This window comes from Micromonospora sp. CNZ303, assembly GCF_004345505.1.
Window position 1 is genome coordinate 281,426 of the sequence record NZ_SLVT01000008.1, and the last position, 11,403, is coordinate 292,828.

The 11,403-nt window shown below is 73.8% G+C and carries 12 protein-coding genes; 6 read left to right on the top strand and 6 right to left on the bottom strand.

The annotated features are described in order from the left end of the window. Positions 1 to 36 precede the first annotated feature (36 nt). Both EV374_RS15785 and EV374_RS15790 read left to right on the top strand, forming a co-directional pair. Complete coding sequence (locus EV374_RS15785; protein ID WP_132235998.1) at positions 37 to 1,002, top strand: ATP-binding cassette domain-containing protein; 966 nt, start codon at positions 37 to 39, stop codon at positions 1,000 to 1,002. Next, positions 995 to 1,768, top strand: a complete 774-nt coding sequence (locus EV374_RS15790) for an ABC transporter permease (protein WP_486485785.1) — start codon at positions 995 to 997, stop codon at positions 1,766 to 1,768. The genes EV374_RS15785 and EV374_RS15790 overlap by 8 nt, the downstream gene beginning before the upstream one ends. A gap of 72 nt (positions 1,769 to 1,840) precedes the next feature. Here EV374_RS15790 and EV374_RS15795 read toward each other — a convergent pair whose 3' ends face one another. The 4 genes from EV374_RS15795 to EV374_RS33455 form a co-directional block, all read right to left on the bottom strand. Beyond that, positions 1,841 to 2,344, bottom strand: a complete 504-nt coding sequence (locus EV374_RS15795) for a hypothetical protein (protein ID WP_132236000.1) — start codon at positions 2,342 to 2,344, stop codon at positions 1,841 to 1,843. A 68-nt stretch (positions 2,345 to 2,412) separates the two neighbouring features. Then, entirely contained in the window at positions 2,413 to 4,044 is a 1,632-nt protein-coding gene (locus tag EV374_RS15800) for a RecQ family ATP-dependent DNA helicase (RefSeq protein ID WP_132236002.1), read from the bottom strand. 87 nt (positions 4,045 to 4,131) lie between these two features. Further along, positions 4,132 to 5,082: a TIGR03557 family F420-dependent LLM class oxidoreductase gene (locus tag EV374_RS15805; RefSeq protein ID WP_132236004.1), complete on the bottom strand. Its 951-nt coding sequence runs from the start codon at positions 5,080 to 5,082 to the stop codon at positions 4,132 to 4,134. Positions 5,083 to 5,172: 90 nt separating this feature from the next. After that, positions 5,173 to 5,295 (bottom strand): hypothetical protein, encoded by a 123-nt coding sequence (locus tag EV374_RS33455; protein ID WP_255421002.1) that lies wholly within the window; start codon positions 5,293 to 5,295, stop codon positions 5,173 to 5,175. Between the two features lie 178 nt (positions 5,296 to 5,473). On the opposite strand from EV374_RS33455, the gene EV374_RS15810 reads away from it, so the two are divergent. Then, positions 5,474 to 6,970 (top strand): glycoside hydrolase family 3 N-terminal domain-containing protein, encoded by a 1,497-nt coding sequence (locus tag EV374_RS15810; protein ID WP_132236006.1) that lies wholly within the window; start codon positions 5,474 to 5,476, stop codon positions 6,968 to 6,970. 31 nt (positions 6,971 to 7,001) lie between these two features. Here EV374_RS15810 and EV374_RS15815 read toward each other — a convergent pair whose 3' ends face one another. Together EV374_RS15815 and EV374_RS15820 are read right to left on the bottom strand one after the other, a co-directional pair. Next, the gene (locus tag EV374_RS15815; RefSeq protein WP_132236008.1) at positions 7,002 to 7,289 is read right to left on the bottom strand and encodes a GNAT family N-acetyltransferase; all 288 of its coding nucleotides are present in this window, start codon (positions 7,287 to 7,289) and stop codon (positions 7,002 to 7,004) included. Then, on the bottom strand, positions 7,286 to 8,512 hold the full coding sequence (locus tag EV374_RS15820; protein ID WP_132236010.1) for a cysteine desulfurase-like protein: 1,227 nt from the start codon (positions 8,510 to 8,512) through the stop codon (positions 7,286 to 7,288). Before EV374_RS15820 ends, EV374_RS15815 begins: the two co-directional genes overlap by 4 nt. A gap of 91 nt (positions 8,513 to 8,603) precedes the next feature. Here EV374_RS15820 and EV374_RS15825 point away from each other — a divergent pair, with 91 nt between their 5' ends. The 3 genes from EV374_RS15825 to EV374_RS15835 all read left to right on the top strand — a co-directional run bounded on the left by EV374_RS15825 (position 8,604) and on the right by EV374_RS15835 (position 11,129). Continuing rightward, positions 8,604 to 8,969, top strand: a complete 366-nt coding sequence (locus EV374_RS15825) for a hypothetical protein (protein ID WP_132236012.1) — start codon at positions 8,604 to 8,606, stop codon at positions 8,967 to 8,969. A gap of 59 nt (positions 8,970 to 9,028) precedes the next feature. After that, on the top strand, positions 9,029 to 9,850 hold the full coding sequence (locus EV374_RS15830; RefSeq protein WP_132236014.1) for a DUF1206 domain-containing protein: 822 nt from the start codon (positions 9,029 to 9,031) through the stop codon (positions 9,848 to 9,850). 82 nt (positions 9,851 to 9,932) lie between these two features. After that, a complete protein-coding gene (locus EV374_RS15835) occupies positions 9,933 to 11,129 on the top strand; it encodes a mechanosensitive ion channel domain-containing protein (protein ID WP_132236016.1) in 1,197 nt (398 codons plus the stop codon). The last annotated feature ends 274 nt before the right edge of the window (positions 11,130 to 11,403 follow it).

Sequence of the window (11,403 nt, forward strand, 5' to 3'; positions counted from 1 at the left end):
CGTATGAGGTACGCAGAAAGCGGAGGGTGAGGGGCGATGGCAGTGACGGACGCGGCGGTGGAGACCGTCGACCTACGCAGGTCCTACGGCGGGGTGGCGGTGCTCGACGGCCTGAGCATGCGGGTCGCCCGGGGCAGCGTGCACGCCCTGCTCGGCCCGAACGGGGCGGGCAAGACCACGACGGTCCGGATCCTGGCCACGCTCACCACGCCCGACGGGGGCGTGGCCCGCGTGGACGGCCACGACGTGGTCCGCGACCGGAGCCGGGTCCGGCGGGCGATCAGCCTCGCCGGCCAGCACGCGGCGCTCGACGACCAGCAGACGGGCGCGGAGAACCTGCACATGATGGCCCGGCTGGCCGGGCTGGCCCCGGCCGCCGCCCGGCGGCGCGCCACGGACCTGCTGGAGCGCTTCGACCTGGTCGCCGCCGGCAGGCGGCGGGTGGTGACCTACTCCGGCGGGATGCGCCGCCGGCTCGACCTCGCGGCCAGCCTGGTCGGCCAGCCGTCCGTGATCTTCCTCGACGAGCCGACCACCGGCCTCGACCCGCGCAGTCGGCAGGGGCTGTGGGAGGTGGTCGCCGAGCTGGCCGGCGCCGGGGTGACGGTGCTGCTCACCACGCAGTACCTGGAGGAGGCCGACCGGCTCGCCGACCGGATCGCGGTGCTGCACGGGGGCCGGCTGGCCGCCGAGGGCAGCGCGGGCGACCTCAAGCGCCGGTTCGGTGCCCACCGGCTGGAGCTGACGCTGCGCGACGCGCGGAGCTTCGCCGAGGCGACGCACCGCCTCGGCGGGCGCGTGACGCACCGCGACCCGGCCCGGCTGGAGCTGGCGGTCGCCACCGACGGCGGCGCACCGGAGATCCGCCACCTGCTCGACGAGGTCGATCCCGACCGGCAGGGGCTCGCCCGGTTCACCATCCGCGAGGCGACCCTGGACGACGTCTTCCTCACCCTCACCGGCGACCCGGTGACCGCCCGGCGGGAGGCGGCCGGTGTCTGAGCTGACTGTGCGACCGACCCGTGCCGGCGAGGCCCTCGTCATGATGGCGCGCTGCGTACGGCTGTCCCGGCGCAACGTCGACGCGCTGCTGACCTCGCTGCTGCTGCCGGTGCTGCTGATGCTGCTCTTCGTCTACCTGTTCGGGGGCGCGATCGACACCGGCACCCGCTACGTCACCTACGTCGTGCCCGGCGTCCTGCTGCTCTGCGCCAGCTTCGGCGCGGCGACCACCGCCGTCAGCGTGACCACCGACCTGACCAACGGGATCATCGAGCGGTTCCGCACGATGGACGTCAGCGCCACCGCGATCCTCGGTGGGCACGTCGCCGCCAGCATCGCCCGCAACACCGTCTCCACCGTGCTGGTGCTGGCCCTCGCCGTCGCCATCGGCTTCCGCCCGGCCGTGGACCCGCTGCGCTGGCTGGCCGCGTTCGGGGTGCTGCTGCTCTTCCTGCTCGCCGTGTCCTGGCTGTCGGCCGCGTTCGGCCTGCTGGCCCGCACCCCGGAGGCCGCCAGCGGCTTCACCTTCCTGGCGATGTTCCTGCCGTACCCGAGCAGCGCGTTCGTGCCGGTGGAGACGATGCCGGGCTGGATCCGCGGCTTCGCCGACCACCAGCCCGTCACGCCCGTCATCGAGACGCTGCGCGCCCTGCTGCTGGGCACCCCGACGGGCACCGCCCCGGCCCTGGCGGTGGCCTGGTGCCTCGGCGTCCTAGCCGTCTCGGTGCCCCTGACCGCCGTGCTGTTCCGCCGCCGCGTGGCCTGACCGCCACCACCCTGGGGGGGTACGCGACGGCGGCACCGGACCCCGTCCGGTGCCGCCGTCGTCGTCTGCGCGTCAGTCGTTGAGCACCTGGGAGAGCCGGTCGCGGAAGCGCCGCTCCGAGTCGCTGACCACGTCCCCGCCGAGGCCCAGGATGCCGCCGCTGGAGGCCGCGCCCACCACCTGCTCGGCGATCTCCACCAGCCAGTGCTTGTAGGCGCCGGCCTCGCCCTCGTCTGTCCGGGCGGCCAGCAGCACCGCCGCCTCCCTGGCCCGGCCCAGCACGTCCTCCAGGTAGGCGCGCGGGTCGGACGGCGCGATGACCGGCATCTCCTCGCCGGCCTCCGGGTCGCCCACCCGGGTGACGATCTCGCCGGCCACGGCCGCGACCAGCGGGCTGGCCGACTCCCGGCCGGCGGCGATGGTCTCCAGCCCGGCCGCGTTCTCGGCCATGGTGCGCCGGGTGCCGTCGGACTCGGCGGCGCTCGCCGCGGTCAGCACCGACTGCGGCAGGCCGACCAACAGCCCCCACTCCTCGTCGGAGAAACCGAATCCGGTGTACGCCGGCTGCTCGATCACGGCAAAGCCCCTTTCCGCACTGATGTCGCTCGTCGTCCACGGCCCCGGCCAGCGGTGCCCGGCTCAGGCTAGTCGAGGGTCAGCAGGCCCTGTTCGGACACCACGCTGACGGACAGCGTCTTGTACCCCACCTCGTCGAAGAGAACCGTCATGCGGTCCTCCTCGTAGCTCAGTACCAGGCCGTGCCCCCACTCCGGGTGCCGGACCTGGCTGTGCACGGGGAAGGGCCCGACCGCGCCGTCGTCGGGGGTGCTGGTGCCGGCGTGGCAGTTGTCGCAGTGCCCGCAGATCTCGCTCATCTGCTCACCGAAGTAGGCCAGCAGTGTCTGCCCCCGGCAGGCGGTGGTCTCGGCGAAGGCCCGCATCATGTCGGTACGCGAGCGGGTCACGGTCTGCTGCCGCTCGGCCTCCGCCAGGGCCGCCGCGGCGGCGTCCACGGGGGCGGGGGAGTAGCGGGGGGCGCCGATGCGCTGCTTGGCCCTCGGCTCGGCTGCGCCGACCTGCTCCAGCAGGGCGAGGTACTGGCCGAGCTTGCGCGGGCCGAGCCCGGTGAGCTCGCGCAGCTCCTTCTTGTTCCGTGCCTTCTTGCGCAGCAGCGCGGACAGGTCGCGTAGCTCGTCGGCGTTCGGCAGGCCGCCGCTGAAGAAGCGTTGCAGCCCGACGTCCTCGCCCTGCCACAGCAGCAGCACCCGGGCCGGGGCGCCGTCGCGGCCGGCCCGCCCGATCTCCTGGAAGTAGCTGTCCGGCGAGTCCGGCAGCGCCATGTGGACCACCCAGGCGATGTTCGGCTTGTCGATGCCCATGCCGAAGGCCGAGGTGGCGACCATGATCGGCACCTCGTCGGCGAGGAACGCCTCGTGCAGCTCGGCGCGTGGCCCGGCCGCCATTCCGCCGTGGTAGTACTGGGCCGGGTAACCGGCGTCGGTGAGCCGGGCCGCCAGCTCCTCGGCGGAGCGCCGGGTGGGCACGTAGATGATGCCGGGCCGGGTGTCGTCGCTCAGCAGGGCGAGCAGCCGCCGCCACCGGTAGCCCTCCGTCGGGCAGTGCGCCACCTCGAGGAACAGGTTCGGCCGGTCCAGCCCGGAGACCACCACCTCGGGCTCGGTCAGCCGCAGCCGGGCGATGATGTCGTCGCGTACGGGCGGGGAGGCGGTGGCGGTCAGCGCCACGACCGGGGGCCGGCCGATGCCGTCGATGAGGTGGCCCAGCGCCAGGTAGTCGGGGCGGAAGTCGTGCCCCCAGGCGGAGATGCAGTGCGCCTCGTCGATCGCCACCAGCGCCGGCTTCAGTGACTTCACCTCGGCCATCCGGTCCGGGTTGGCGAGCTGCTCGGGGGTGATGAAGAGGAACTCGGCCCGCCCCTCGCGGATCTCGGTGATCGCCTGCGCCTGCTGGGCGGCCGACTCGTTCGAGCTGATCCGCACCGCACGCAACTCCGGCCGCTGCCGCTCGTTGAGCGCCGCGATCTGGTCCTGCTGGAGGGCGAGCAGCGGGGAGATCACCACGGTCGGGCCGGGGATCAGGCTGGCCGGGATCTGGTAGATCGCCGACTTGCCGGCGCCGGTGGGCAGCACCACCAGGGCGTCACGGCGCTTCATGACCGCCCGCATGGCGGCCAACTGGTGGGGCCGCAGTGCGGTCCAGCCGAAGAGGCTCTTGGCCGCGCGGCGCAGTGTCGTGGAGTGCGTGGACAGTTTCATCGAGGGCCGGAGGTACCCCCCGCGATCAGCGCCGAAACCGCGCCTCAGGTGTAAGGAAGGGGCCCTTCCTTACACCTGAGGCGGCGGTCAGCGTACGCGGGGGAACACCTCGCGCTGGTAGAGGTCGAGCAGGCCCTGCCAGTTCGGGCCGGTGTTGGCCACGTAGACCTCGTCGAAGCCGGCCTTGGCGTACTGGTCGATCTTCGCCAGGTGCGCGTCGACGTCCCGCCCGCAGACGAAGGCGTCCTTCATCGCCTCCGGCCGGACCAGCTCGCCGGCCTGCTCGAAGTGCCGCGGCGACGGCAGCACCTGGGACAGCTCGCCGGGCACCCCGGCGTTCGGCCAGCGCTCGTACGCGATCCGCACGCCCTCCTCCTCGCTGGGCGCGTACGCCGCCTTGAAGCCGGCCTGGCACGGCTTGTCGCCGCCGCCGTTCTCCCGGAACCGCCGGACGAGTTCGGCGTCGGGCGAGGTGTTGACGAAGCCGTCGCCGATGCGGGCGGCCAGGTCGACGGCCTTGGGGCCGAAGCCCGAGACGTAGACCGGCGGGGGAGTGTCCGGCAGCGTGTAGATCCGGGCGTGTTCGACGGTGTAGTGCTTGCCGTGGTGGTTGACGAAGCCGCCCCGCCACAGCTCGCGCATCACCTCGACGGCCTCCTCCAGCATCTCCAGCCGGACGTCGGCCTGCGGCCAGGCGTCGCCGAGGATGTGCTCGTTGAGCGCCTCGCCGCTGCCCACCCCGAGCACGAACCGCCCGGAGTGCAGGACCGCGCTGGTGGCCGCCGCCTGCGCCAGGACGGCCGGGTGGAGGCGCACGGTCGGGCAGGTCACGGCGGTGGTGACCGGGAGCTGGCAGACCTGGCTGAGCGCGCCGATCACCGACCAGACGAAGGGGCTCTGCCCCTGCGCGTCCGTCCACGGGTGGTAGTGGTCGGAGATCCAGAGCGCCTCGAAGCCGGCCCGCTCCGCGCCGCGCGCCTGCTCCAGCAGCTCGGCCGGCGTGTACTCCTCGGTGGACAGAAAGTAGCCGATCCTCATCGTTCCCCCTCGCCGTGTCGTACCGGTCCAACGAGGCAGGCGGTACCCCGACGGCCGCCGTCGAACCGCGGTGCCGGCGCCGGGCGGCGCTCAGCGCCGGAACATCGCGCGGATCGCGACGAGCAGCAACAGGCCGCCGACGACCAGGCCGAGCAGGCGTACGCCGGGGATGTCGGCCGGGCTCGTCGCGTCGGCCAGCAGCAGGGGATCCATCCCCGAACTGTCCCCAGCTCCGCGCCCGACGGCAACTGTAAGGTTTATTGACTATTTCCTCGCACGGTGTGACCATGTCAGCACCGCCGCCGGTGGCGGGCCGCCGGGCGCGGAGAAGACGGGGGTACGACGACCGCATGAGCGAGCGACACATCAGCCACCACACCGGCGGGCCGGCGTGAGCGGGCGCGACGGGAGCCTGACGGCCCTGGCCGCCGCCGTCCTCCAGCCGGGCTTCGTCGGCACCACGCCGCCGCCCTGGATCTGCCGCTGGCTCGGCGAGGGCCTCGGCTCCGTGGTGCTCTTCGCCCGCAACGTGGTCGACCCGGAGCAGGTGGCCGCCCTCACCGCCACCCTGCGCGCCGAGCGCCCCGACGTCGTCGTCGCCATCGACGAGGAGGCTGGCGACGTCACCCGGATCGAGTCCGCCCGGGGCAGCTCCCGGCCCGGCAACTTCGCCCTCGGCGCGGTGGACGACCCGGCGCTGACCGAGGAGGTGGCCCGCGACCTGGGCGCCGACCTCGCCGCGCTGGGCATCACCCTCGACTACGCCCCCGACGCCGACGTCAACTCCAACCCGGCCAACCCGGTCATCGGCGTACGCGCCTTCGGCGCCGAGCCGGCGCTGGTCGCCCGGCACACCGCCGCCTGGGTACGCGGCCTCCAGTCGGGCGGGGTCGCCGCCTGCGCCAAGCACTTCCCGGGGCACGGCGACACCCAGGTCGACTCGCACCACGACCTGCCCCGGATCGGCGCCGACCGGGCCCGCCTCGACGCGGTGGAGCTGGCCCCGTTCCGGGCCGCCGTGGCCGCCGGGGTGCAGGCCGTGATGACCGGCCACCTGCTGGTGCCGGCGCTGGACCCGGAACTGCCCGCCACCCTCAGCAACCGGATCCTGGGCGGGCTGCTCCGCGACGAGCTGGGCTTCTCCGGCGTCGTGGTCACCGACGCGGTGGAGATGCGGGCGGTCGCCGACCGGTACGGCTTCGCGGCCACGGCCGTGCGCGCCCTCGCCGCCGGCGCCGACGCGATCTGCATCGGCGGGGAGCGCGCCGACGAGGGGACGGCCCGGCTGCTGCGGGACGCCATCGTCGCCGCGGTCGTCGACGGCGACCTGCCCGAGGAGCGCCTCGCCGAGGCGGCCAAGCGGGTGGGACAGCTCGCCGCCTGGACGGTGGCCGCCCGGGCCGAGCGGCCGTCCCGGTCCCGCCCGAGCGCCGCCGGTTCGGCCGTCGGGCTGGCCGCCGCCCGCCGGGCGCTGCGGGTCACCACCGCGCCCGCCGGCGTCGGCGCGTTGCCGCTGACCGGCCCCGCCCACGTGGTCGAGTTCGAGCCGCCGCGCAACATCGCGATCGGTCCGGAGACCCCGTGGGGGCTCGCCGCCCCGCTGGCCGACCTGCTCGCCGGCACCACCACCGTCCGCTACGCCGAGGCCGACGTGCCCGCCGACCCGACCGCCGGGGCGGCCGGCCGATGCGTGGTGCTGGTGGTGCGCGACCTGCACCGCCACGACTGGATGCGGGCGTCGGTGGGCCGCGCGCTGGCAGCCCGCCCGGACGCGGTCGTGGTCGAGCTGGGCGTGCCCGAGCTGGTCACCGGCGCGGTCCACGTCGCCACCCACGGCGCCACCCGGGCCGCCGCCCACGCCGCCGTCGGGCTGCTGACGGGTCGCTGACCGCCCCCGTATCCCGACCGGTGCCCCCGGGCTACGGCTCGGGGGTGACCAGGTCGGCGTACTCGGGGTGGCGGCCGATGAAGGCCGCCATGAACGGGCAACGCGGCACCACCGTCGTGCCGCGCTCGCGCAGCTGGTCGAGGGTGCCCCGGACCAGGGCCGCGCCGACGCCCATGTTCTGGAACCTCGGGTCGACCTCGGTGTGGGTGAAGACCAGCACCTCGCCGCGCGGCAGGTACGCGGTGAACCCGGCCAGCGCGTCGTCGACCAGGATCTCGAACCGGTGCTTGGCGGGATTGTCCTCGACCAGGGTGCTCACCCGGCCATTCTGCCCCCGCGACCGGCGAGCCGGTCCAGTTCGCCGAGCAACCGGTCCACCTCGTCGGACGTGTTGTAGTGGTAGAGGCTGGCGCGCACCGCCCCGCCGCTGTCGCGCAGCCCCATCGCCTGGAAGTACTCGTACGCGTAGTAGTCGCCGGCGGAGAGGCAGAAGCCGGCCGCGCCCAGCTCCTCCTGGGCCCGCTGCGGGGAGAGCCCGGCCAGCCGGAAGGACACCGTCGGGCAGCGCCGGGCGGGGGAGCCGAGCACCGTGACGCCGGGCAACGCGGCCAACCCGGCGAGCAGCCGGTCCAGCAGCGACTCCTCGTACGCCCGCGCGGCGCTCAGCCCGGCGACCAGCCGCTCGCGGCGGCTCCCGGTGGCCGTCGGGTCCAGCCCGGCCAGATGGTCGACGGCGGCGGCCACGCCGGCCAGCAGGGGGAAGCTCGGCGTGCCGTACTCGAAGCGGTCCGGCACCGCGTCGGACGACGGCAGCAGCTTCGCCGGACGCAGCCGCTCCCACGTCGCCGGGGCGGCCACCATCGCGGCCAGGTGGGGCCCCGACCACTTGTAGGCGCTGGTGACCAGGAAGTCGGCGCCCAGCGCGGCGACGTCGGTGGGCCCGTGCGGCACCGAGTGCACGCCGTCGACGCAGACCAGCGCCCCGGCGGCGTGTGCGGTCGCGGCGATCGCCGCCACGTCCGGGACGGTGCCGGTCGCGTTGCTGCCCGCGGTCACCGCGACCAGCCGGGTCCGCTCGCCGACCAGTTCCGCGTAGCGCTCCGCCGGCAGCTCCGCGGTGTCCCGGTCGAACTCGGCCCAGCGCACCGTCGCGCCGGCGGCCTCGGCGGCCTGCACCCAGGGGCGTACGTTCGCGTCGTGGTCGAGCCGGGAGACCACGACCTCGTCGCCGGGCCGCCAGCCGGCACCCAGGGTCCGGGCCAGGGTGTACGTCAGCGCCGTGGCGCTCGGCCCCAGCACCACCCCGTCGGGTTCGGCGCCGAGCAGGTCGGCCACGGCCGAGCGGGCGGCGCCCACCATCTCCAGCGAGCGCCGGCCGGGCGCGAAGGCGGCGCTGCGGTTGCCCACCGCCGCGCGCATGGCGGCGGTGACCGCGTCGACGACTCCGGCGGCGGTCTGGGTGCCCCCGGCGCCGTCGAGGTGGACGAAGCCCTCGGCGAGGGCGGGGTAGGCGGCCCGGGTGCGGGCGATGTCGAACGGCATGCCCGGGACCCTAACGCCCCGCCTCCGGCGCCCCACCTGCGCGGATGATCACGTCCTGCCGGAGTGGCCCGCGTCTCGTACCCTTGGCGGGGTGACGAATCGACGTGTTGCCTTCCCGCTGACCCCCACCCGCCGGGCCGCCGGCCTGTTGGCCGGCCTGGCGCTCGGCGTGGCCGTGCTCGCCGGTTGCAGCTCCGAGGGCACCAGCACCGACTGTGGCCTGGACGCCTGCACCGTCACCTTCGACCGGGGCGTGAACGCGAGCACCACCATCCTCGGGGTGGAGGCCAAGCTGATCGGCGCGCAGGGCGACCAGGTCACCGTCGAGGTCGCCGGCGAGCAGCTGTCGCTGACGACCGGCCAGCAGGCCACCGAGGTCGGCGGCTTCGCGGTGACGCTCGACAGCGTCACCGACCAGGAGGTCAAGATCCGGGTGTCGAGGAATCCCGGCAACTGACCCGTCGGGGCGGCGGTGGCCGACGTTTGGAAATCTTCGTATTCGGTGATTGTGGCGCCATGTCACTCACCCGGAATGCCGAAGCCACCGCCTCCCGTACGGCGAACAGCAGGTGGCTCGAGTTGTTGGCCAGAGTCGGTTTCATCGGCTACGGCATCGTGCACCTCCTGTTCGCCTGGCTGGCGTTGCAGATCGCGTTCGGCAAGGCCGGCGACGACGGCGACCAGTCCGGCGCGCTGCGCACCCTCGCCGCCCAGCCGCTGGGCAAGTTCCTCGTCATCGCCATCGCGGTCGGCCTGCTCGCCATGGCGATCTGGCAGGCGCTGGAGGCGGCCGTCGGGCACCGCGCCGAGCGCGGCAAGGAGCGTGTCTGGGAGCGGATCGCCTCGGCGGGACGCACCGTCGTCTACCTCTACTTCGCCTGGACGGCCTTCAAGGTCTTCAAGGACGCCGGTTCCAACAGCGCCGACCAGCAGGAGGCGCTGACCGGCAAGCTGATGGAGTCCTCAGGTGGCCGCTGGCTGGTCGGCCTGGCCGGGCTCGGCCTCGCCGCGATCGGCGTCGGCCTGGTGATCTACGGGCTGATCAAGCGCTTCGAGAAGCACCTCAAGACCGGTGAGATGGACGCCAGGACGCGCCAGCTCACCCGCCGGCTGGGCATGGCCGGCTACATCGCCAAGGGCGTCGCGTACGGCATCTCCGGTTTGCTGATCATCCTGGCCGCCGTCAACTACGACCCCGAGAAGGCCCGCGGTCTGGACGCGGCACTGCGCACGCTGCGCGACCAGGCGTACGGCCAGATCCTGCTCACCCTGGTGGCGCTCGGTATCGCCGCCTTCGGCGTCTTCTGCTTCCTGCAGTCCCGGTATCGCAAGGTCTGAACCTGGTCGATTCCGGCGTCGCCGGGCACTATTGGGCCTTTGCCCGAAGCACGTGCCCGGCGACAGGAGGAGGAAAAAACCTGTGCAGAGCTACCTCGGGACGATCGTCGCCGCGCTCGCCGCGGCGGCGATCGCCTTGTTCGCGGTCGAGGTCGCGCACCGCGTGATCCGGCGGGTCGGTAGGCGCTCGCTGCTGCTGACCGAGCTCACCGACCACGCGCACCGGTCGATCCAGGTCGCCGCCACCGTCGTCGCCGTCCAGTTCGCCGTGCGGTTCAGCACCGGCTACGCGGTCGGCGACCAGTGGCGGCAGGTGCTGCTGCACCTGCTGGTGCTCGGCGTGATCGCCAGCGTCGCCTGGCTGGTCGCCTCGCTGCTCGTCGTGGCGGAGGACACCGCACTGGCCCGGTTCCGGGTGGACGTGCCGGACAACCGGCACGCGCGGCGGGTGCGGACCCAGGTGGTCATGCTGCGCCGGTTGACGATCGCGGTGATCGTCGTACTGGCGGTGGGCGTGATGCTGATGACCTTCCCGGCCGTACGCGGCATCGGCGCCGGCGTGCTGACCAGCGCCGGTGTGGTCGGTGTGGTCGCCGCGCTGGCCGCGCAGAGCCTGCTGGGCAACGTCTTCGCCGGTCTCCAGCTCGCCTTCAGCGACGCGGTCCGCCTCGACGACGTGGTGGTGGTCGAGGGGGAGTGGGGCCGCATCGAGGAGCTGACGCTCAGCTACGTGGTCGTGCAGATCTGGGACGACCGGCGGCTGATCCTGCCCACCTCGTACTTCACCAGCAAGCCGTTCCAGAACTGGACCCGCACCGAGGCGGCGGTGCTGGGCACCGCCGAGTTCGACGTCGACTGGGCGGTGCCGGTGCAGGCCATGCGGGAGGAGCTGCGCCGCCTCGTCGAGGGCACCGAGCTGTGGGACGGCCGGGTCTGCGTACTCCAGGTGACCGACGCGACCGGCGGGACGATCAAGGTGCGTGCCCTGGTGAGCGCCGCCGACGCCGGCAGCCTCTGGGACCTGCGCTGCCTGGTTCGCGAGCACCTGGTCGCCTGGATCCGGGACCACCGGCCGACCGCCATGCCCCGGATGCGTACCGAGATCGGGGACGCGGAGAGCAACCTGGCGTGGCAGTGGGTACGCCCCCGCCGGCCGGTGCGCCGGCTCAACGACGCCGAGATGCCCGACGACGCGCGGGTCTTCGGCGGAAGCGACGACGGCGACGCCCGCAGCGAGGCCTTCGTCGGCCCCGACGAGCCCGCCGAAGCCCGCCGCTGACCCCCACCCACCCACCCGCCCTCCTCCCCTCACCCACCGCCCTCTTCCCCTCACCCACCCTCCCCGCCCGGTCCCACCAGACCCGCCCACCCCAAGGGGCGGGCGACCGTGCCCGAGGCGGGCGACCGCGCCCCAGGCGGGCGTGCCCGCTTCAAGGCACGGCGTCGATCATGCAGCTGCGGCCCCGTTACCTTTTTGATCGTCCCCAGCCGGGGACTCCTCGGTCGCCCGGCCCGGTATGACTTCCTGCCCCTGTCGTTTGGATGATCCGGGG

What these genes read in the sequence shown, in the direction of transcription:
- EV374_RS15800 (WP_132236002.1), bottom strand. Translation starts at nt 4,044, where the DNA reads ATGAAACTGTCCACGCACTCCACGACACTGCGCCGCGCGGCCAAGAGC.
- EV374_RS33455 (WP_255421002.1), bottom strand. Translation starts at nt 5,295, where the DNA reads ATGGATCCCCTGCTGCTGGCCGACGCGACGAGCCCGGCCGACATCCCC.
- EV374_RS15830 (WP_132236014.1), top strand. Translation starts at nt 9,029, where the DNA reads ATGTCACTCACCCGGAATGCCGAAGCCACCGCCTCCCGTACGGCGAAC.
- EV374_RS15785 (WP_132235998.1), top strand. Translation starts at nt 37, where the DNA reads ATGGCAGTGACGGACGCGGCGGTGGAGACCGTCGACCTACGCAGGTCC.
- EV374_RS15820 (WP_132236010.1), bottom strand. Translation starts at nt 8,512, where the DNA reads ATGCCGTTCGACATCGCCCGCACCCGGGCCGCCTACCCCGCCCTCGCC.
- EV374_RS15805 (WP_132236004.1), bottom strand. Translation starts at nt 5,082, where the DNA reads ATGAGGATCGGCTACTTTCTGTCCACCGAGGAGTACACGCCGGCCGAG.